Below are 20,969 nucleotides of genomic sequence, written 5' to 3' on the forward strand. Positions count from 1 at the left end.
TTAAAAAATTTGTTGGTCGAGATTCCACCCATGAAATATTGCAGTGCCTGCGCAACAGAACTTGTTTTCAAAGTGCCCGAGGGCGACAACCGTGAGCGGGCCTGTTGCCCACAATGCAAGGCCATACACTACGTCAATCCAAAAGTGGTCGTGGGCACTGTACCCGTGCACGGTGAGCGGATATTGCTGTGCAAGCGCGCCATCGAGCCACGCTACGGCTACTGGACCCTGCCCGCTGGTTTCATGGAACTGAACGAAACCACCCACGAGGGCGCACTTCGGGAAACACTTGAAGAGGCTGGGGCGCACGTGGAATTGGGCCCGCCCTTCACCATGTTTGACGTGTTGCGTGCCGAGCAGGTCCATCTGTTTTTTCGGGCTACCTTGCATGAACCGGTGTTCAAGGCTGGCGTCGAAAGCCTTGATGTCAAATTGTTCACTGAAGACGAGATCCCCTGGGATGAAATCGCATTCAAGACGGTCACCAACACGCTCAAACTGTTTTTTGAAGACCGCCGAAAGGGCAAATTTTCAATGCACAGCGGTGACATATACGACTACACCGACTGGCCGGACAACGCATACCTGGCCCGATGACGCAGCAACGGACAATTGCCTGGGTGCAATCTCCCGCCGAATTTCCGGACACTGATTCAGCACTACAACAACCCAATGGCCTACTTGCAGCCAGTGAAACACTGAACCCTGATTGGCTGCTGGCCAGCTACAAGCGCGGCATATTTCCCTGGTACAACCAGGGTGAGCCAGTGTTGTGGTGGAGCCCGTCACCGCGAGCCGTCCTGTTTACCGATGAGTTCAAGGTGAGCCGGTCCTTGAGAAAAGCCCTGCGCAAGGCCCAAGCGGATCCGGATCGCCAAATCACGCTCAATCATGATTTTGAAGGCGTGATGCGCGCCTGCGCTGCCCCGCGTTCTGATGAGGCAGGCACCTGGATCACGGAAGAGATTATCCAAGCCTATTGTGGACTTCATGCCCGCGGACTGGCCCACAGCGTAGAACACTGGCACCACAATGAATTGGTAGGTGGCCTGTATTGCGTCTCACTGGGTCGGATGGTGTACGGGGAAAGCATGTTTTCCCGACAGACTGACGCGTCCAAAATTGCTTTTGCATGCTTTGTCTCTTGGCTTATCGAACAGAATGTGCACATAATTGATTGCCAGCAAGCCACCAGGCACTTGTTGTCCATGGGGGCCCGTGAAATTGACCGGCAACAGTTTGAAACAGCGCTTGTGCATGCTGCAAGTCAGCCACCACTTACCTGGGCGCCGCGCCAGCTAGAATGGACACATGACTAGACCCAAAGAATTACCTTTTTCAGCATTGCAGTTTTACTCCACTGCGCCCTACCCCTGCAGCTACTTAGGCAACAGACTGGCGCGCTCTCAGGTGGCCACGCCGAGCCATTTAATCAACGCCGATGTCTACAGTGAACTTGTCCGGATGGGTTTTCGTCGAAGCGGCCTGTTTACCTACAAACCCCATTGCGACGGATGTCGCGCCTGCCGGCCACTCCGCATTCAGATTGAATCATTTGAACCCAACCGCAGCCAGCGCCGTACGCAAAAGCTTTACAGCGCACTAAAACCCAGTGTTCAAAGGCTTCACTTCAACACTGAACATTACTCGCTTTACCTGAAATACCAGTCGGCCAGGCACCAAGGCGGCGGAATGGATGAAGACAGTCGCGAGCAATATTCGCAATTTTTGCTTCAAACACGGGTAAACTCTCGCTTGGTTGAATTTCGGGATGAAAGCGATCGCCTGTTGATGGTTTCCATCATCGACATTTTGACGGACGGCCTTTCATCGGTGTACACCTTTTATGATCCCGAGGCCAAATCAGGCCTAGGCGTGTATGGAATTTTGTGGCAAGTGCAACAATGCCGCAATCTCAAATTGCCTCACCTGTATCTGGGCTACTGGATCGAAGAAAGTCCGAAGATGGCCTACAAATCCAGATTCTCAGCCACCGAAATTCTGCAAGACAACCAGTGGCAACCACTTAACCCCTGATACAACATGCTTTTACCCTATTCGCTGGTCAAGCCAGCCCTGTTTGCGTTGAATCCTGAACGCGCGCATCACGTCACCTTTTCCTTGATGAAAACGCTGAACCGCCTCGACGTGTTGAAACATCTCTCGCCCCAAGCCGTCAGCGACCCCGTAACGGTCATGGGCATTCAGTTTCCAAACCGGGTGGGGCTGGCTGCCGGGCTGGACAAAGACGCGGCCTACCTCAATGAGCTTGGGCGGATGGGTTTCGGCTTTCTGGAGGTGGGCACAGTTACCCCTTTGCCCCAACCCGGCAACCCACAACCCCGATTGTTCAGACTGCCCAAAGCCAATGCCCTGATCAATCGAATGGGATTTAACAACCACGGCGTGGACAATCTGATTCGCAATGTCACCGAGAGCCATTTTCCGGGTGTGTTGGGCATCAACATTGGCAAGAACGCCGTGACCCCCGTTGAAAACGCGGCAGACGACTACCTGAAAGCACTGGAAAAGGTTTACCCCTACGCCAGTTATGTCACGGTCAACATTTCATCGCCCAACACCAAAAACCTGCGCGATCTTCAGGGTGGCGATCACCTCGATGTGCTGCTTGAAAAGCTAAAACACAGGCAGTTGGAACTGGCCGATGAACACGGACTGTATAAACCCATGGCGTTGAAAATCGCACCGGATCTGGATGATGAGCAGATTGTCGCCATTGCCCAGCGGTTGAAACACTATCAATTCGACGCGGTGATCGCCAGCAACACAACCATCGACAAATCCAGCGTTGCGCACCTTCGACACGGCGCAGAACAAGGCGGGCTGAGCGGTTTGCCGGTTCGCGACAAATCAACCCACGTGATCGAAAAACTCCACGGCGAACTCGGAAACGACATTCCAATTATTGGTGTGGGCGGAATTTTCAGCGGCGCCGACGCGGTCAAGAAGATTCGTGCAGGGGCCAAACTGGTTCAAATGTACACAGGCTTGATCTACAAAGGCCCAGAACTGGTGACTGAATGTGCAGCCACTATCGCGGTGAACTGCAAGCGGAGTTGACGGCCGTCAGTCCGCTTGCTTTTCACGCTTACTGCTTGCGCTTGTATTGCTCGAAGAAGGTAGAACCCTGGGGCGTGGGGAAATCACGCTGAGCTGTCCAACCCGAAGCCATGGGCAGATTGTGGATGCCACCGCTTTGCTTTCCCCAGAATGAAAGCACTTTCACCATCACGCGGGTCAACAAACGGTACAAGCGGGGTTTGGTCGCAAAAAAGCCCCAAACCTTGAAAACCATACGCTCTTTCAGAGGCCTTAGCCCCCTTTCAAACTGTTGCTCTCGCAGCTTGCGCAGCAGGTCAGGCAGCGGAATCTTCACAGGGCAAACCACGTGGCACTGCCCACACAAAGTAGAGGCCTGTGGCAGGTCCATTGCCTTCTCCAGCCCCACGTAACTTGGCGTCAGCACTGAGCCCATCGGGCCTGGGTACACCCAACCGTAAGCGTGCCCACCGATTTTTTGGTAGACCGGGCAATGGTTCATGCAGGCGCCACAGCGAATGCATCGCAGCATTTCTTCGAACTCACCGCCCAACAAACCAGTGCGCCCACCATCGACCAAAATGAAATACATGTGCTCTGGGCCATCCAGCTCACCAGGGCGCTTGGTGCCACTGAGCAAAGACACATAATTGGATATGCTCTGGCCGGTGGCCGACCTTGGCAATAGTCGGATCAGTGTTGCAAAGTCCTCCAGGGTTGGAATGACCTTTTCAATGCCGGTAACGGCCACATGCACCTTGGGCACAATCGTGCACATGCCCTCGTTGCCCTCATTGGTGACCAGCGCCACGGTGCCCGATTCGGCAATCACGAAGTTACCGCCTGTGACCCCCATGTCTGAACCCAAAAACTGGGGGCGCAGAATCTCCCGGGCCTCGCGGGTCATTTCCGGAATGTCGGTCTTGCGTGCCAGACCATGCGTTTTGTGAAACAGATCGGCGATCTGCTCCTTGTCTTTGTGAACCACAGGCGCAATGATGTGGCTAGGTGGCTCTGAGTCATTGATTTGAAGAATGTACTCGCCCAAATCCGTTTCACGAACAGCCACACCGGCCTTCTCAAGGGCCTTGTTCAGCGCCATTTCCTCAGTCACCATTGACTTGGACTTGGTCACTGATTTAACAGCGTGCCGCTTGGCAATCTTGACCACCAACTCACTGGCTTCCTGTGGTGTACGCGCAAACAGAACGGTCGCCCCATTGGCCTTGGCATTGGTCTCAAACATTTCAAGCCACACATCCAGGCTTTGGATGGCACGCTTGCGCAATGAGACGGCCCAGGAACGAGTGGCCTCAAAGTCTTCAAGCTCGGCCACCGCGTTGGTTCGCGCCTGAACGAACTTGCCAGACAAACGCTTCAAATTTTCCTGCAAACGCGCGTCGTTCAATTTTTCAATCGACTTGCGCTCAAAAAACATGCTTTGAACTTGCATCAGCTTTTCCCGGTAATCAATTCGGCCACGTGCAACACTTTCACATGCGTGCCTTTTCGGGCCAATCGCCCCTGAATGTTCATCATGCAGCCGAGGTCACCCAAAACAACCGCCTGCGCATTGGCGTTCTCGATATTTTCACATTTTTCGGAACATATCGCGCTGGAAACATCCCCGTATTTCATGGCGAAGGTACCGCCAAAACCGCAGCATTGCTCACAGTCTTTCATCTCAACCAGTTCCAGCCCTTCCAACTGATCGATCAGTGCCCTGGGTTGCGCCTTGACACCCAAATCCCGCAAACCGCTGCAGGAGTCATGATAGGTGACCTTCGACAATTCAGGCGACTTTCGAAGCTTGAGCTTGTCCATGCCGAGCACGTTGACCAGAAAGTCCGTCAGCTCCCAGGTGCGCTGGGCCAATTGACTGGCCCGCCATTTCAGGTCGGGATCGGAGTCAAACACCTGCTTGTAATGGCTGACAACCATGCTTGCACAAGACCCCGAGGGCATAACGACATGCTCAAACGCCTCAAACTCTTTCAACCATTTGATGGCCAAGTCTCGCGTGGTCTGTCGGTCTCCGGAATTCCAGGCGGGTTGACCACAACAGGTTTGGGCAGGCGGCACCACCACCTCACAGCCAGCAGATTCCAACAATTCAATGGCTGAAAAACCAATGCTGGGGCGCATTGAATCGACCAGACAGGTCACAAAAAAACCGACTCGCAAGAAACTTTCTCCATCACTGTATGGGGTGATCCAAGTGTATTATCCAGCCCGCAGGAGGACTAGTAGTGGAAACCATAAAAAGTGACCTATTTCACAATATGGTTTACACTGCACTGATATGAAAAGGATGAAACGTCAATGAGCGAGGACACCGTCGGAAGAACCAGCATTCAGGTCATTGAGCGCATGATGCAGTTGCTTGACACCCTGGCCAGTCACCCCGATCCGGTTGCATTGAAAGACCTTGCCCAGGAAACCAAACTGCATCCCTCCACGGCGCACCGAATCCTGAACGACATGGTCGCTTGCCGGCTGGTGGATCGAACCGACCCAGGCCTCTACAGACTGGGAATGCGACTGCTTGAACTGGGAAATCTTGTGAAGGCAAGGTTGAACGTCCGTGACGCCTCGCTTGAATTTATGCGAAAGTTACACCGCAACACCGGTCAAACAGTCAATTTGTCGGTGCGTCAGGGTGATGAAATCATCTACGTTGAACGTTCATACAGCGAAAGGTCTGGCATGCAGGTGGTCAGAGCCATCGGCGGCCGCGCACCCTTGCATCTCACGTCAACCGGCAAACTGTTCCTGGCTCAGGAATCTCCAGACGCCCTGCGTGCCTACGCGGACCGGACCCATTTGAAAGGTCACACTGTCAACAGCCTGAGAACACTCCCTGACCTTGAAAAAGAGCTTCAAACTGTTCAAAAAGAAGGCTTGGCCCGCGACAATGAGGAACTCGAAATGGGGGTTCGCTGCATGGCCGCTGGTATTTACGACGATTCGGGCAAGTTGATTGCCGGTTTGTCGATATCCGCACCGGCGGACCGCATTCAGGACGAGTGGCAATACGAACTCATGCACACCGCACAAAGAATCAGCGTGGCGCTGGGTTGGCAGGGCAAGATCACCCCGTTTACCCCCCCTGCCCGTTACTGATCATTCAGCATACTGGTTTTAAACATTTCACCGCTTCGGATGTATTTGCGGATGCGCTCGGCGTCTGCAAACCGGGTCAGTGTTCCCACAGAATCCAAAAGCACGATGACCAATTCGCGACCGGCCACTTTGGTTTGCATCACCAGGCAGCGGCCCGCCTCATTGATGAAACCGGTCTTTTGAACTTCAATGTCCCAGTCGTGCTTTTTAACCAAGCGATTGGTGTTATGGAACTGCAAAGGACCCCAGCGGGTCTCCACACTGAATTCAGGGTCGGTGGTGTATTCGCGGATTAGGTGAAATTTGTGCGCCTGCATCACCATTCGGGCCAAATCGTTGGCGGTGGACTTGTTCTCGTCAGACAACCCGGTCGGTTCAACGAACTGGGTGTGCAGCATGCCCAATTGCCGCGCCTTTTCATTCATTTTGGCGACACAGGCCTGCATGCCACCCGGATAGTTGCGAGCCAAGGCGTGGGCAGCGCGATTTTCTGAGGCCATCAATGCCAGATGCATCAATTCACGCCGTGTGAACACCATACCGGGCTTTAACCGTGAGCGTGTGTGCTTGATTCGGTCAATGTCGTCGGTGGTGATTTCAATTTTTTCATTCAGATCCAGATTCGCTTCCAGGTTGACCATGATGGTCATCAACTTGGAGATGGAGGCGATGGGAAGAACCACTTGTGGGTTCTTTGCGAACAGCACTTCGTGTGTATTGGCGTCGGCCACCAAGGCCACCGAACTTTTTAAAGAAAGTGGATCGTATGCACGTTGCAGACCGATCTCTCGACCGTCCGAGCCTGATTGGGCAGACGCAGTTGAAGGCAGGCTAACCGCGCTGATCAACACGCACGCACACAAGGCAATCGCTTTATTCATGAGGATTTGAGGCCAGTTCCAGTTAAATTGCGCCCCATTCTACGCACAAAAAAATATTGCGCCAATACCGGTTTTGTACCAAGTCATGTGACCACCTTGAGCCTTGTGCGGCGCGCCATTTGAGACTCAAACACTGACAAGAGTAAGAAATCCTAGAATGTATGAGAATTCACAACATTTCTTGCTGATAAAAAAGTGGGATGTTTGTATCAAGCAATTGATATATATGCTTTTTTACTATAAAAAACAAGCAGAACGGACTTAAAATATTGCATTGCAACAAAAACAGGTTGACAAAGAATTTATCTGGCGTAAAATTCATTTTGTGCACCGCATCATTGGTGCAAAATCATTCGAACCGGCTGTTTTTAACAGTCCAACCTGACGGAGCAAACCATGATGATGACACCTGAACAAGTAATTGAAGCGCAAAAAGCCAATCTGGAAGCACTTCTTGGCTTCGGACACAAGTCATTCAGCAACATCGAAAAAGCAGTTGAACTGAACCTGAATGCGGTAAAAGGTTACATGGAAGAAAGCACGGAAGCCGTTAAGGCCCTGGCCTCCGCCAAAGACATTCAAGAATTCGTATCCATTAGCACTTCTGTAAGCCAGCCACTGGCTGAGAAAGCGGTTGCATACGGCAAAGAAGTGTATCAATTGACTTCAGGCCTGGTGGCAGAAGCTGGCAAGGTTGTTGAACAACATGTTGCAGACAGCAACAAGAAACTGGTTGAACTGTTTGACTCAGCAAGCAAAAACGCGCCTGCCGGCAGCGAAGGTGCTGTTGCCCTCATGAAATCAGCGCTGACAGCGGCCAACACCGCTTATGAAGGTTTGAGCAAAGCCACCAAGCAAGCGGCTGAAATGGCCGAGGCCAATGTTGAAGCCGCCACAAAAGCCACCATCAAGGCCGCTTCAAGCGCCGGTAAGGCTCGCAAGGCTGCCTGAACACCCTTTTGTCTCCTCGTTCCCGCTATTGGAACGTTCACAAGTCATGAATTCACGGCTTCAAGCCCATCGCAAGATGGGCTTTTTTTATTCACTCACAACAGTTGGGTGACACAGTGCATGTCTTGAAGAATTTCCTGCAATCGCGTGAAAGCCTGGGAAACCAGTGTTTTCATTTCCTCACCTCCCCGTGCCTTCACACCCAACTCAATGTGGCGAGCCAGTTTGTCATCGCCAACGCTGGGTAAGCTGTACAGCTTGCACCCCACATATTCCTTTTCCAGGGCTTCCATCACCGGCGTGATTCGGGCCTCCGGCGTTTCAAAAAGCAACAAAGCCTGTTTGTATTCTCTTGTGCTGTGCTGTAACTGTCGATAATGAGTATCCAGTACCCATTCAATCATGGGCCAGGCCATCACCGGAAAACCGGGTACAAAGTGATGGTCATGGACGGTAAAGCCAGCGATCTTGTTGTAGGGGTTCGGAATGAGCGCAGCACCTTCCGGAAAGTCGGCCATGCGCAGTCTGTACTCATCCACAGGCTGACCACTTTCACTGCACCGCTCTTCGATTATGGCCACAGCACCTGGATGTCTGACGATAGGTCGCCCCAAAGCTCTGGCAGCGGCCTGCCGCGTGTGGTCATCCGGTGTTCCGCCGATTCCGCCGCAGCACAACACAATGTCAGGCCGAGAGAATGTACCGGACAGAAGATCAGACAAGTAGTCTGGATCATCGCCCGCCATCTGGACCCACGACAAGTGAAGTCCGCGTGCATGCAGTCGCTCGATAACCGCCCCGAGGTGTTTGTCCTGCCGCATGCCTGAGAGAATTTCATCCCCGACGATAATCAAGCCGATTTTGGGTGTTGCTGCCATCTGTGTAGTCCTGTTACTGCGTATCCACAACTGTATTGTTTCGAATATTTTCAAGCGCCCCCAAATAATACCGGGTGAAAGCGAGGGCAGACATGACCGGCATAATCAGCAAGATGGGAGGTACAAAGCTGAGGAAAGCGCAAACCACCCCAATAAGCCAGGGTGTTGAGGCATCCTTTTTCTTGATGAGCTTCATTTCTGCGCGGGTGGCGTGTGCAGACAACGCGTCAAAGCGCATGACAGCGATCAAAAGATAAGAAGTCCAGATCAAGGGCAACACAAAGGCCATGCCAGGAATCAGCCACAACGGAAATGTGATGATCCAGCCCAACAGAAAGATGACCACCGCTTTCAAGGTCACCCACAAGCCCATCAGCAAGGTGCCCTCACCTTGCTTTTTAAGATTGCCGAATTCTCGCTGGCCAAGATAATTCAGCACTGGCGGCGTGACATAGAGCCCGGCAAGCAAAACTGCGGAACTGGCCACGATTGGCCACAGAAAGCCGAACACCGCCATGGGGACCAGAAAGGCTTTGAGCCAACCCACGAAGGCGAAGGAATCCACCGCAGACTGAGACACATCAATGCCGATCTTGCCCAACAGACTGATCGCAAGGTTGGCCAACGGGTCGATCGACAACCAGATCAACACAATCCAGAAAATGGCAGCCGCCGCCACCGAGACCAGCGTCAACATCAGCATGCGCGGCCGAAACGAATCAACCAGCGCCTTGAGCAAAATTTGTAATCCGTGTTCCATGTGGCTTCCTGTCAAAGTTCAATGGGTACGCTTTTGAATCATGTCCCAAGCCTTTTGCAGCCGTTTGACCGACACGGGCATGGGGGTTCGTAGTTCCTGAGCAAACAAGGAAACCCTTAATTCCTGCAGTTGCCAGGCAAACTGATTCAGACTTTCGTCTTCAAATCCTTTCAGTTGCGCATTCGCCCTGACCCAGTTTAATTGAAGTTGGGACAACTCCTTCATGCAGGCTTGATCTCGATCCGCAGAATTGCGCAATCGCTCCAGACGAATCACGATGGCCTTGAGATATCGGGGGTAATGAACCAGCTGCTCCCAGGGCTTGAGAAGCAGAAATTGTTTGGGCAGCAGCCATTGCAACTGACTCTGGATGTCGTCAAGCGCCTGCGGAAATGATTTTCCGGCAGTTTTGATTCGCGCCTGAACCGTGGAGTACTCTGTCATGATTGCAAGCAGCAACTTGCCAATTTCCTGTGCAATCAAGCTGATGCGGCCTTTTGCTTGCTGCGCCTGTATCTCGAATGCCTCTGAATTGACTGGCAGACCTGCCGACAGGCTCGCCCGCTTCAAAGCCAGTTTGATCCATTGCTCACGCAACTCTTCAGCTGAGCCAATCGGCATGTGCAACATGGCAATCTTCTGAAAATCCAGCAGATTCTTGTTCAGGAACTTCAGCGGCTCCTTCAGGGCAATGGCAAACAACCTGAGAACGCCTGCCTCGTGGACTCGCTGCGCCTCTTCCTGTTGGTCATACACCTCGATCTGACAGTGCTCTCCCATGTCTTTGAGGGCCGGGTAACCAAAGAAAGTTTGCCCAGCCCGCGAAATCTCCAGTAGCTCAGGCAACTCGCCAAACGACCAATCGACAATCGGCAAGCCGTCCACATTGCGAGAGGCTGCCTCGCTTTTTGCCGCCTTCGCCGAGCCGACCTGTTGGGTATTGCCGCCAGCCCCCTCCGCTACACCCACCTGCAATTGGGCGCGCACCGCCTCAGTGGACGCCTTGAAGGTTTGCTGGGCGTCTTTGCCCCACTCTGCTTTCAGTGCTGAAAGGCTGCGCTGCATGTCCAACTGACGGCCATGCTCATCCATCAACTTGAAATTCATGAAGTGATGCGCGGGAAGACCTTCTACACGGAAGTCGGACAAAGCGGGCCTGGCTGGCGTGTGCTCCACCACGTAATCACGAAGCACTTCTAGCAGTGGCTTTTGCTGGCGGGAGGTATTGAGGTTTGACTGGGTAAACTGTTCAGCAAATTGCGGCAAAGGCACGCAGTGGCGACGCAGCTTTTGGGGAAGCGACTTCAAGAGGAGGTGCACTTTTTCTTTCAGCATGCCAGGCACCAGCCACTCGCACTGCTGGGCATTGACCTGGTTCAAAAGCATCAGTGGCACAGTCATGGTTACACCGTCTTTTGCACTTCCGGGTTCAAAGTGATAGTTCAAGGCGAAGGTCATCGATCCCATCTCAATGGCCTTGGGATAATAATCCGTGGTCACCTCGCCCGCTCGCTTGCTCAGCAACTCTTCTTTGCTGAGATAAAGCGCCTTCAGTTCCGCATCTGGCGCATTGTTGGCCCAGGCTTCCAGTGTTTTCAGGTTGTAGGCCGATTGCGGAATGCGTTCTTCATAAAACTGGGCAATCAGGCTTTCATCGACGAGTATGTCTTGTCGGCGCGCCTTGTGCTCGAGTTTTTCGATTTCTTCGATCAAGCGTTGATTGTGCAAATAAAAGGCCAGTCGCGTTTGAACCTGCCCCTGAACCAGCCCTTCCTGAATCATCAATTTGCGTGCGCCGGCCTGATCGAACCGCGCCAGACTAACCCTACGCTTGCTGTAAATTGGCAGCCCGTAGATCAAACCCGTTTCAAGCGCCACAGCCTGCCCAGAGGACTTTTCCCAGTGCGGGTTGGCATGGTTGCGCTTAATCAAATGTGAGCCCACGCGCTCAAGCCAGTCTGGCTGAATTTTTGCCACACAACGGGCGTACAGGCGAGTGGTTTCCATCAACTCACCCGCAACAATCCATTTTCCACCCTTTTTAAACAGGGCCGAAGAAGGATGGATTGAAAAGCGGATGCTTCGGGCACCCAGATAAACAGGGTCTGTCTCGTGTTTTAGCCCAATGTTACCCAGCAAACCTGACAGCAACGCCAGATGAACAAGGTCTGGCTTTGCAGGCGTGGCATTGATGGACCAATGATGCTCACGAACCATACTGACCAGTTGGCCATGAACCTCGGTCCATTCACGCATGCGGTTGGCATTCAGAAACTTGCGAGAAAGCGCATTTCTGATTTGAGCATTGGTGGCGTTTTCTGATTTTAAATCAATATAATATTTCCAGATATTCAGGTAGGTGATGAAGTCTGAATCTGGATCATCAAAGATTTTTTGAGCCTGATCTGCTGCTTCTTGGGCATCGTGCGGCCTTTCTCGCGGATCTTGAACTGACAAGGCGCTGGCGATCACGAGCATCTCGGCCAAACAACCCAACTGGGACGCTTCAGCCAGCATGCGGGCGATTCGTGGATCCAAGGGCAATCGCGCCAGGGACCGACCGACCTTGGTGAGTCTGCCTTGTTCATCCAGGGCATTCAATTCCTGCAGCAGCTGATAACCATCCGCGATTGCGCGCCCCATGGGCCGTTGGAGAAAGGGAAACTCCTCGACCTCGGTCAGGTGCAGGCTTTTCATGCGCAAGATGACCGAGGCCAGCGAGGATCTCAGAATTTCGGGATCCGTGAATTCAGGGCGGGCCTGAAAATCTTCTTCGGTGTACAGACGGATGCAGACACCACTGGCCACACGGCCGCAACGCCCGGCCCTTTGGTTGGCCGAGGCACGTGACACACGCTCCACCTGCAGCATTTCCACTTTGTTGCGGTAACTGTACCGCTTAACCCTCGCAAGCCCGGAATCGATCACATAGTGAATCCCCGGCACGGTCAAGGAGGTTTCAGCCACGTTGGTGGCCAATACAATTCGACGTCGGCCTGCCGGCTTGAAGATCCGCTCTTGATCTGCAGCACTCAAACGGGAAAACAGGGGCAACACCTCAAAACCGGCCAGTTGCTTTTTGAAAAACTGCGACAACTCGCGAATTTCACGTTCACCGGGCAAAAACATCAAAATATCGCCCTGTCCAAGCCGGTTTAATTCATGCACGGCGTCCAGCGCAGCTTCGTTGAATGCATCTTCATCAATGTCATCGACTGCTTTGGATGGGCCTTGCGAACGAGTGTCAGACTTTTTCCGCTTGCGAAGATCGTATTCAGAGGGGTCTTTGTAACGAATCTCCACAGGGTAAAGTCGACCCGACACTTCAATGACTGGCGCAGGTTTGCCTTCTGCATCCGAAAAGTGGCTGGCAAACCGCTGTGCGTCAATGGTTGCAGAAGTCACAATCAGCTTGAGATCTGGCCGCTTGGGCAAAACCTGCTTCAGGTAACCGAGCAAGAAATCGATGTTCAGGCTGCGTTCATGGGCCTCGTCGATGATGATGGTGTCGTAGGCCTTGAACAAAGGGTCTGACTGGCTTTCTGCCAACAGGATGCCATCCGTGACCAGTTTGACTTGTGTGTGCTGGGCCGCTTTTTCAACAAAGCGAATTTTGTAACCGACCACCTGCCCCAACTCGGAGTCCAATTCAGCGGCGATGCGCTTTGCAGTCGACGTGGCAGCCAATCGACGTGGCTGGGTGTGAACAATGCTTTTACCGCCCTGCCCCCGACCAAGCTCGAGGCACATTTTGGGCAATTGGGTGGTTTTTCCCGATCCTGTTTCGCCACAGACAATCACCACCTGATGGGCGTGAATCAAGGCCTGAATTTCTGCCCGACGTTGCGACACAGGCAGCTCTTCGGGATATCGAATGGTGGAAATGTTCAGACTTTGTTCGATAAGTGACACAACAGGCTTTGTGAATGGATTAAAAAACGTGGATTTGCTGACAAGTTACTTATAATCGGCGAATAACCCGTCAAAGACGCCTCATTTTATTCCCTTTTTTATGGAAACCTCGAAGACGACATGAGCAATACCCCCACCAGCGACGAATTTCCGGTGAACAGTCAAACATTCGTGGAGTGGTTGCGCCGGGTTGCACCCTACATCCACGCATTCAGGGGTCGAACATTTGTGGTCGCCATCGAAGGTGAAATGGTCAAACAGGGCTTTTTGAACACCCTGGCCCAGGATCTTTCATTGCTGCACGCCATGGGTATGCGCATTGTATTGGTGTGCGGCTCCCGGCCTCAGGTTGAAGAACAACTGGCGCTTCGCAATATTCAACCCCAGTTTCACAAAGGCTGGCGCGTCACTGACAAAGCTGCGCTGGAATGCGCGATGGAGGCTTCAGGCGAATTGCGTCTGGACATCGAGGCGGCATTCTCCCAGGGTCTTCCCAACACGCCGATGGCCCATTCGTCGATGCGAATCATCTCCGGCAATTTCATCACTGCGCGACCCATGGGTATTCTGGAAGGGGTAGACCTCCAGCACACGGGTCTGGTCCGCAAAATCGATGTCACGGCCATCGCCCAGAGTTTGAACAACAATGCGATTGTGCTGCTGTCGCCTCTGGGTTTTTCGCCCACAGGCGAAGCCTTTAACCTGACACTGGAAGACGTGGCCACCAGCACCGCACGGGCATTGAAAGCGGACAAGCTGATTTTTGTGTCGAGCATTGACGGCGTTTACGACGAAGATGGCGTGTTGATTGAAGAACTTGAGCTTGACCGCGCTCGGGAATTGATGCAAAGCCCGCATCAGGATGAGCAAACCAAAGATTACCTGGAATGCTGTGTTCTGGCTGTGCAAGGCGGTGTTGAACGAGCCCACATTGTGCCATTGAAGCTCGACGGCAGCGTCATGCTGGAGCTGTTCTCACACGATGGCGTGGGCACGATGGTGTCTGAACAAAACCTGGAGAGCCTGCGACAGGCCACCTTTGATGACGCTGGGGCGATCAAGACTCTGATTGAACCGCTGGAGATCAACGGCACGCTGGTTCGACGTGGCCGCGACCGGATTGAGCGCGACATTGAGCACTTCACTGTGCTGGAACACGATGGCATCTTGTGGGGCTGCGCAGCCTTGTACCCCTACCCAGACGAATCCATGGGAGAGCTGGCCTGCCTGGTGGTACACCCCACCTGGCAAGGCACCGGGGATGGTGAGCGATTGCTGAAGAAAGTCGAAATGGAAGCACGCAAGATGAACTTGAAACGCCTGTTTGTGTTGACGACCCAAACGTCGCATTTTTTCCAGAAGCGTGGCTTTGTACTCAGTGACCTTGAGAAGCTACCCGCTGAACGCAAGCGCATGTACGACTGGACCCGCAAGTCGCAAATCCTGATCAAGCAGTTGTGACACCGGCATGAGCACATTTAAACGCAACCCAGACGAGCCGCTGGAATCCACGGCACTGCCCACTCGGCTTGTGCACGCTGAACCTGTAGACGCCAGCGGTTTTAAATCGCAGCACACGCCGGTTTATCGGGGTTCCAGCACATTTTTCAGCAGCACCGCTGAACAACGCAGACCTGTTGACCCACTGGGGATCGACTACTCCTATGGCTTGCATGGTACGCCCACCCAATACACCCTCTGTAAAAAGCTGGCCGACATCGAAGGGACCCTTCATGCGCTGGTTTGCCCTTCCGGCTTAAGCGCCATTTCGATTGTGGCCATGGCTTGCTTGAAAAGCGGTGACCACTGGCTGATACCAGGCAACGCCTACGGGCCAGTGTGGTCATTTGCGCACAACCTCAAATCGCGTTTTGGGGTTGAAGTGGACGAGTACGATCCGATGGATCCCGCGCAACTTTCGAACCAGATCAAACCCAACACCAAGCTGATCTGGACGGAAGCACCGGGTTCTCTGACTTTCGAAACACCGGATCTGCATCAAATTGTGGACATCGCAAAGTCACATGGCATTTTGACAGCCATTGACAACACCTGGTCAGCGGGCCTTGTGCTGAAGCCTTTCGAACTCGGCATTGATTTCAGTGTTCAAGCCTTGACCAAGTACCAATGCGGTCATGCCGACGTCTTGATGGGTGCGGTGCTTGGCAACAACACCGACACCTTCAGACCGGTCGAACAACAAAACCGTCTGTACGGACTCGGGGTCAGCCCGTCGGATTGTGAATTGGTGCTGCGCGGCTTGGTGACATTGCCAGTGCGCTACCAGGCGCAGGCTGAAAGCGCCTTGCAACTGGCGCTTGCCTTGAAAGACCATCCAGCCGTTCACCGGGTTTTGCACCCAGCATTGCCCGAGTGCCCAGGCCACTTGAACTGGAAGACGCAATTTACGGGTTCAGCCAGCCTGTTTGCTGTGCAGTTGAAAGCCGAACACACTGACGCACAAGCCTGTGCATGGGTAGACGCGTTGAGGTGGTTCAAAATTGCCTACTCTTGGGGTGGCCCTGAGAGCCTGGCAGTGGTAGTGAATATTTCGGAGGAACGCAGAAAGCGATTCGACGAGAGCAATCCGGGTGGTGGCCCGATCGTCAGGCTGGCGGTCGGCCTTGAGGATCTGCAGGACCTCAAAGCCGACTTGCTGGGCGCACTGGATCAGGTTTTCACACAATCCACGAAATAGGACTTGCGTCCTGCTTCATCTTCAAGCGCCACCAAGCCGTGAATGTCTGTCTCAAAGCCCGGAAACTGGGCGTTGAAGTCGCGCGCGAACCGCAAATAATCCACGATGGTTGAGTTGAATTTTTCACCGGGAATCAGCAAAGGAATTCCGGGTGGGTATGGGGTCAACAGCGCCGAGGTAATGCGGCCTTCCAGTTCATCGATGGGCACCCGTTCAATTTCACGGTGGGCCACCTTGGCGTAGGCGTCAGCAGGCACCATGGCAGGCTGCATGTCTGACAAATACATTTCAGTGGTCAGGCGCGCCACGTCTTTCTTGCGATACATGTCGTGTATGCGCTGGCACAAATCTTTCAGACCGACCCGCTCATAGCGGGGGTGCACCTTGCAGAACTCAGGGATGACACGCCACAAGGGCTGGTTTTTGTCGTAATCGTCTTTGAACTGCTGAAGCGCAGTCACCAAGGTGTTCCAACGGCCCTTGGTGATGCCAATGGTGAACATGATGAAGAATGAATACAGACCCGTTTTTTCAACAATCACACCGTGCTCAGCCAGATATTTGGTCACGATTGAGGCAGGAATACCGGCGTCATCAAACTGGCCATTGACGTCCAGCCCCGGATTCACAATCGTCGCCTTGATGGGGTCAAGCATGTTAAACCCACTGGCGAGTTTGCCGAACCCGTGCCAGGTGTCGGTGGCGTGAATCATCCAGTCGTCTCGGGTTCCAATGCCCTCCTCGCCCAGATGATCGGGGCCCCACACCTTGAACCACCAGTCTTGCCCAAACTCTTCAGCGACTTTGCGCATGGCACGGCGAAAATCCAGCGCTTCAAAAATACTTTCTTCAACCAACGCTGTACCGCCAGGGGGTTCCATCATGGCCGCTGCAATGTCACACGATGCAATGATGGCGTACTGCGGGCTGGTGGAGGTGTGCATCAGGTAGGCTTCGTTGAACACGTGCCTGTCCAGTTTTCTGTTTTCGGACTCCTGCACAAGAATTTGAGAGGCCTGAGACAGACCTGCCAACAGTTTGTGGGTTGATTGGGTCGCAAACACCAGTGAGTCTTTGCTGCGTGGCCTGTCTTTGCCAATCGCATGCATGTCCTTGTACATCGGATGGAACGTGGCGTGTGGCAGCCAGGCTTCATCAAAATGCAGCGTGTCAATTTCAGAGCCCAAGATGCTCTTGATCATTTCAACGTTGTACAAAACACCATCATAGGTACTTTGCGTGATGGTCAAAATACGGGGCTTTTTGTTCTTGGCTTTGCTGGCAAATGGATGGTTTTCGATCTTCTTGCGAATGCTCTCGGGGCGGAATTCTTCCAGCGGAATCGGTCCGATGATGCCCAAATGGTTGCGGGTGGGTGTGAGAAACACCGGAATGGCGCCCATCATGGTGATCGAATGCAAGATGGATTTGTGGCAGTTTCTATCGACCACCACGATGTCACCTGGGGCCACGTTGGCGTGCCACACCATCTTGTTGGACGTTGAGGTGCCGTTGGTCACGAAAAAACAGTGATCCGCATTGAAAATGCGTGCAGCGTTGCGTTCTGAATCGGCAACTGGTCCAGTGTGGTCGAGCAATTGACCCAATTCGTCCACCGCATTGCACACGTCTGCGCGCAGCATGTTTTCGCCAAAAAACTGGTGGAACATGCGCCCAACAGGGCTTTTCAGAAAGGCCACGCCACCGGAGTGACCCGGACAGTGCCAAGAATAGGACCCGTCTTGGGCATAATGCACCAAGGCCCGAAAAAATGGCGGCGCCAATGAATCCATGTAGGACTTCGCTTCACGAATGATGTGACGCGCCACAAATTCAGGTGTGTCTTCAAACATGTGAATAAAGCCGTGCAGCTCTTTCAAGATGCCGTTTGGAATGTGACGCGAGGTGCGTGTTTCACCGTACAGATAGATCGGGATATCCGAGTTTTTGAAACGGATTTCCTCAACAAAGTTTTTCAGGTTTGCCAGCGCATTTTCAACTTCTTCACTGCTGCCAGCGCCAAATTCTTCATCGTCAATCGACAAGATAAAAGCACTAGCCCGGCTCTGTTGCTGCGCAAACTGCGACAGGTCGCCGTAGCTGGTCACACCCAGCACCTCAATGCCCTCTTTTTCGATGGCATCGGCCAAAGCGCGAATTCCCAGCCCCGATGCATTTTCGGAGCGAAAGTCTTCATCAATAATGACGATCGGGAAGTTGAATTTCATTGAAAATCCTGAAAAAAAACACTGTTTAAACCCGTACATTATCGCCTGTTATGGTGGCGTACCCAACTGCAAATTCACATCACCTGCAATTTGTCGCATTTTTTCAGTCCCTCGCTACAAAGAGTGAGTTCACAGTTCTGTCACGTAACAGCAGTTCAATACGCGGGTTACAGCGCATTCCCAAACAAACATGGCAGTTCAAGCTCTGTCAGCATTGCACCCCATTGAGGCTGACCCATTCACCTACAACACCCTGTTTTCCAAGCAGGCGGCCAAGACGGCGTTTCGAGCAGTCGAAAACTATCAGTTGGCTTATCAGCGCGCCCGCACCTTACACAAAGAAATCAATGGCACAAAGCCCGCAGGCAGTGGCCATCACGCGGGTGATCAGACACTGCTCAATCCGGTGCAATTTCGAAGCAAGACCATTCGGCGATTAATCAAATGTGCCTCGATTTTCGAAGAGATTGGTGAAGCCAGTGCCGATGTCTCAAGCATGATTGAACGATTTACGCGACATTGTATTTCAGGTGGGGATAAAACCGATCTCGCAAAAATTGCAGCCGCGGGCACAGGACGAGTCGTCTCAAGTCAGTTAACCTTCGGTGTCGCTGGTGTTAATAAAATGGTGGCTTGTGGATGCATGTTTACGTCCTGCATGCTAAGTATCATCGCGCTAAGCCTGTCAAAAACCAAACTGGGCGCACGGCGCAGCGAAGAAGAAATCCGTCAGGCCTTGGCCAATGGTGAAGGCAATCTGCCTGAACTCTACCCCTTCATCGCTCGAAATCTTGAAAAAGCCAAGGGGCGGGCTCTGCGGGAGATTGAGCGTTGGGCAAAACCATTGGGGGGCACGGCAATCCGTAAGCTGCGGTTTTTAAAGGAACGCTTGAGTCGGAATACGTCTGATTCGACAGGCCCTGCTGCGAGCAGGCAGCTGGGCACAAACTACATGTGGAACAATCGGCACCAGTATTCTCGATTGGTGCGTGCTCTCCTGCACTCTGCCAACGTCATCTTTACCGTTGTCAACAAAGCATTTTGCTCGTATGACAAACACTTGGGTGTCTTTGTGGGTCAAAAAATTCTGGCCAAACGACTGGGGCGTACTTTGGGAACCAGAGTCGCTCTGACCGTGATGTATGGGGTAGCAGCCGCAGTGGCCTACTTTTTGTCTCAGACTGGGTTTAGTTTGGCAACCTTAGGGGCCTGCGCCTGTGGACTGGCATTTCTGTTGATTCTGGTGGCCAAGGCCCAGGTTGCAATGGGCCATGGCTGGTTGGGTGATTGCAAAAAACCGATCAAACCATTCAAGCCTTTGGCAGCGTGACGCCTTTCTGACCTTGGTACTTGCCACCTCTGTCCTTGTACGAGGTTTCACAGACTTCGTCACTTTCAAAAAACAGAACTTGCGCACATCCCTCACCTGCATAAATTTTGGCAGGTAACGGCGTTGTGTTTGAAAACTCCAGCGTGACAAAGCCCTCCCATTCAGGTTCAAACGGAGTGACATTGACGATGATTCCGCAGCGTGCGTAGGTACTTTTTCCGAGGCAGATGGTTAACACATTGCGTGGTATACGGAAATATTCAACTGTGCGAGCCAAGGCAAACGAATTGGGCGGAATGATGCAAACGTCACCCGTGAAATCCACAAAGCTTTTCTCATCAAAGTTCTTGGGATCGACGATCGTGCTGTTGATATTGGTGAATATCTTGAACTCAGGCGCACATCGAATGTCGTAGCCGTAACTGGAGGTGCCGTAAGAAATGACCCTTTGGTCGCCGGCATGCCGAACCTGGCCGGGCTCGAATGGTTCGATCATTCCGTAGGATTCCGCCATCCTGCGGATCCATTTGTCTGACTTGATGCTCATCGCTGGCTCTAGTTGGTTGAGTCAAACCGGAATGTTACCTGAGACTATTGTGGATGCGCTTCGAAGTGATTCAATATTTCGGACAAATCCTGCAAAATGGTCTCGGCCAAAGCGTCAAAGAATGTGCGAATCAGTTCGCCAAGTTGAGAGGCGGTTACCTTCTCAAGGGGGAGTTGAATCAAAAACTCGAGTTTTTCGCTTTCCATATTGATCGCTACCTGATATTGAAAATCAAGCATGTGTGCCATGGCAAAAGCCTCTGCCAGAAAATGCAGGCAAACCTCGGCCGCGTTGGGGGCATTCATGTCATAAAGGGGGAAGCCCATAACCATCCACCGACCAGCTTGGGACTGCCCAGGACGCAGAAACACCTCAAACTCAAGTTTTTTACCCATGATGACCTTGTCACCATCAAACCACTGAAAACCAGCAAGGCTCAGAGACTCATGAACCAACGTCGACTCGGCTGCATAAAAGCCATTGGGTAACGGCTGGTTTGGCTCATGACCAGGACGAGTGACCCGAGGAGGAATCTTGGTGGTCTGAGAGGAATTGAACGGCTTTTGCATGGACAGGCCCCTGCTGAACTGGATCCGCACCA

18 protein-coding genes are annotated in these 20,969 nt (G+C 52.8%); 9 read left to right on the forward strand and 9 right to left on the reverse strand.

Annotation, left to right across the window (positions count from 1 at the left end; all coding sequences use genetic code 11):
* Positions 1 to 30: 30 nt before the first annotated feature.
* The 4 genes from QQJ87_RS07615 to QQJ87_RS07630 are packed head-to-tail and all read left to right on the forward strand — an operon-like array spanning position 31 to position 3,081.
* Positions 31 to 597 carry an NUDIX hydrolase gene (locus QQJ87_RS07615; RefSeq protein ID WP_284281338.1) on the forward strand — a complete coding sequence of 189 codons (567 nt, stop codon included), beginning with the start codon at positions 31 to 33 and terminating at the stop codon, positions 595 to 597.
* Complete coding sequence (aat, locus tag QQJ87_RS07620; RefSeq protein ID WP_284280975.1) at positions 594 to 1,319, forward strand: leucyl/phenylalanyl-tRNA--protein transferase; 726 nt, start codon at positions 594 to 596, stop codon at positions 1,317 to 1,319. Before QQJ87_RS07615 ends, aat begins: the two co-directional genes overlap by 4 nt.
* Positions 1,312 to 2,037 (forward strand): arginyltransferase, encoded by a 726-nt coding sequence (locus tag QQJ87_RS07625; RefSeq protein WP_284280976.1) that lies wholly within the window; start codon positions 1,312 to 1,314, stop codon positions 2,035 to 2,037. Before aat ends, QQJ87_RS07625 begins: the two co-directional genes overlap by 8 nt.
* Before the next feature lie 6 nt (positions 2,038 to 2,043).
* Positions 2,044 to 3,081 carry a quinone-dependent dihydroorotate dehydrogenase gene (locus QQJ87_RS07630; protein ID WP_284280977.1) on the forward strand — a complete coding sequence of 346 codons (1,038 nt, stop codon included), beginning with the start codon at positions 2,044 to 2,046 and terminating at the stop codon, positions 3,079 to 3,081.
* Positions 3,082 to 3,109: 28 nt separating this feature from the next.
* On the opposite strand, the gene QQJ87_RS07635 is transcribed toward QQJ87_RS07630, so the two are convergent.
* Positions 3,110 to 4,513 (reverse strand): LutB/LldF family L-lactate oxidation iron-sulfur protein, encoded by a 1,404-nt coding sequence (locus QQJ87_RS07635; protein WP_284280978.1) that lies wholly within the window; start codon positions 4,511 to 4,513, stop codon positions 3,110 to 3,112.
* Positions 4,513 to 5,244, reverse strand: a complete 732-nt coding sequence (locus QQJ87_RS07640; RefSeq protein ID WP_284280979.1) for a (Fe-S)-binding protein — start codon at positions 5,242 to 5,244, stop codon at positions 4,513 to 4,515. Before QQJ87_RS07640 ends, QQJ87_RS07635 begins: the two co-directional genes overlap by 1 nt.
* Positions 5,245 to 5,382: 138 nt before the next feature.
* Here QQJ87_RS07640 and QQJ87_RS07645 point away from each other — a divergent pair, with 138 nt between their 5' ends.
* Positions 5,383 to 6,183, forward strand: coding sequence for an IclR family transcriptional regulator (locus QQJ87_RS07645; protein ID WP_284280980.1), 801 nt, complete (start codon positions 5,383 to 5,385; stop codon positions 6,181 to 6,183).
* Here the strand turns inward: QQJ87_RS07645 and pbpG are convergent.
* Positions 6,177 to 7,064: a D-alanyl-D-alanine endopeptidase gene (gene pbpG, locus QQJ87_RS07650; RefSeq protein ID WP_284280982.1), complete on the reverse strand. Its 888-nt coding sequence runs from the start codon at positions 7,062 to 7,064 to the stop codon at positions 6,177 to 6,179. The genes QQJ87_RS07645 and pbpG overlap by 7 nt on opposite strands.
* Positions 7,065 to 7,463: 399 nt before the next feature.
* Between pbpG and QQJ87_RS07655 the strand changes: the two genes are divergently transcribed.
* On the forward strand, positions 7,464 to 8,015 hold the full coding sequence (locus tag QQJ87_RS07655) for a phasin family protein (RefSeq protein WP_414674894.1): 552 nt from the start codon (positions 7,464 to 7,466) through the stop codon (positions 8,013 to 8,015).
* 95 nt (positions 8,016 to 8,110) lie between these two features.
* Here QQJ87_RS07655 and QQJ87_RS07660 read toward each other — a convergent pair whose 3' ends face one another.
* From QQJ87_RS07660 to hrpA, 3 genes are read right to left on the reverse strand one after another with little or no spacing between them, the layout of a single operon-like run.
* Positions 8,111 to 8,893 carry a competence/damage-inducible protein A gene (locus QQJ87_RS07660; protein ID WP_284280984.1) on the reverse strand — a complete coding sequence of 261 codons (783 nt, stop codon included), beginning with the start codon at positions 8,891 to 8,893 and terminating at the stop codon, positions 8,111 to 8,113.
* A gap of 13 nt (positions 8,894 to 8,906) precedes the next feature.
* Complete coding sequence (locus tag QQJ87_RS07665; RefSeq protein ID WP_284280985.1) at positions 8,907 to 9,653, reverse strand: EI24 domain-containing protein; 747 nt, start codon at positions 9,651 to 9,653, stop codon at positions 8,907 to 8,909.
* A gap of 18 nt (positions 9,654 to 9,671) precedes the next feature.
* Positions 9,672 to 13,565, reverse strand: coding sequence for an ATP-dependent RNA helicase HrpA (hrpA, locus tag QQJ87_RS07670; protein ID WP_284280986.1), 3,894 nt, complete (start codon positions 13,563 to 13,565; stop codon positions 9,672 to 9,674).
* Between the two features lie 120 nt (positions 13,566 to 13,685).
* Here hrpA and argA point away from each other — a divergent pair, with 120 nt between their 5' ends.
* Both argA and QQJ87_RS07680 read left to right on the forward strand, forming a co-directional pair.
* Positions 13,686 to 15,026 (forward strand): amino-acid N-acetyltransferase, encoded by a 1,341-nt coding sequence (gene argA / locus QQJ87_RS07675; RefSeq protein ID WP_284280988.1) that lies wholly within the window; start codon positions 13,686 to 13,688, stop codon positions 15,024 to 15,026.
* Between the two features lie 7 nt (positions 15,027 to 15,033).
* Positions 15,034 to 16,263 carry an aminotransferase class I/II-fold pyridoxal phosphate-dependent enzyme gene (locus tag QQJ87_RS07680; RefSeq protein WP_284280989.1) on the forward strand — a complete coding sequence of 410 codons (1,230 nt, stop codon included), beginning with the start codon at positions 15,034 to 15,036 and terminating at the stop codon, positions 16,261 to 16,263.
* Here the strand turns inward: QQJ87_RS07680 and QQJ87_RS07685 are convergent.
* Positions 16,236 to 18,491 carry an arginine/lysine/ornithine decarboxylase gene (locus QQJ87_RS07685; protein WP_284280990.1) on the reverse strand — a complete coding sequence of 752 codons (2,256 nt, stop codon included), beginning with the start codon at positions 18,489 to 18,491 and terminating at the stop codon, positions 16,236 to 16,238. The two genes, QQJ87_RS07680 and QQJ87_RS07685, sit on opposite strands and share 28 nt — an antisense overlap.
* 190 nt (positions 18,492 to 18,681) lie before the next feature.
* Here QQJ87_RS07685 and QQJ87_RS07690 point away from each other — a divergent pair, with 190 nt between their 5' ends.
* Positions 18,682 to 19,821 (forward strand): hypothetical protein, encoded by a 1,140-nt coding sequence (locus QQJ87_RS07690; protein ID WP_284280991.1) that lies wholly within the window; start codon positions 18,682 to 18,684, stop codon positions 19,819 to 19,821.
* On the opposite strand, the gene dcd is transcribed toward QQJ87_RS07690, so the two are convergent.
* Positions 19,802 to 20,368 (reverse strand): dCTP deaminase, encoded by a 567-nt coding sequence (gene dcd, locus QQJ87_RS07695; RefSeq protein WP_284280992.1) that lies wholly within the window; start codon positions 20,366 to 20,368, stop codon positions 19,802 to 19,804. The two genes, QQJ87_RS07690 and dcd, sit on opposite strands and share 20 nt — an antisense overlap.
* A 44-nt stretch (positions 20,369 to 20,412) precedes the next feature.
* The gene (locus QQJ87_RS07700) at positions 20,413 to 20,937 is read right to left on the reverse strand and encodes a hypothetical protein (protein ID WP_284280993.1); all 525 of its coding nucleotides are present in this window, start codon (positions 20,935 to 20,937) and stop codon (positions 20,413 to 20,415) included.
* Positions 20,938 to 20,969: the final 32 nt, after the last annotated feature.

It is taken from the genome of Limnobacter litoralis, from assembly GCF_030160455.1.
GTDB lineage: Bacteria > Pseudomonadota > Gammaproteobacteria > Burkholderiales > Burkholderiaceae_B > Limnobacter > Limnobacter litoralis.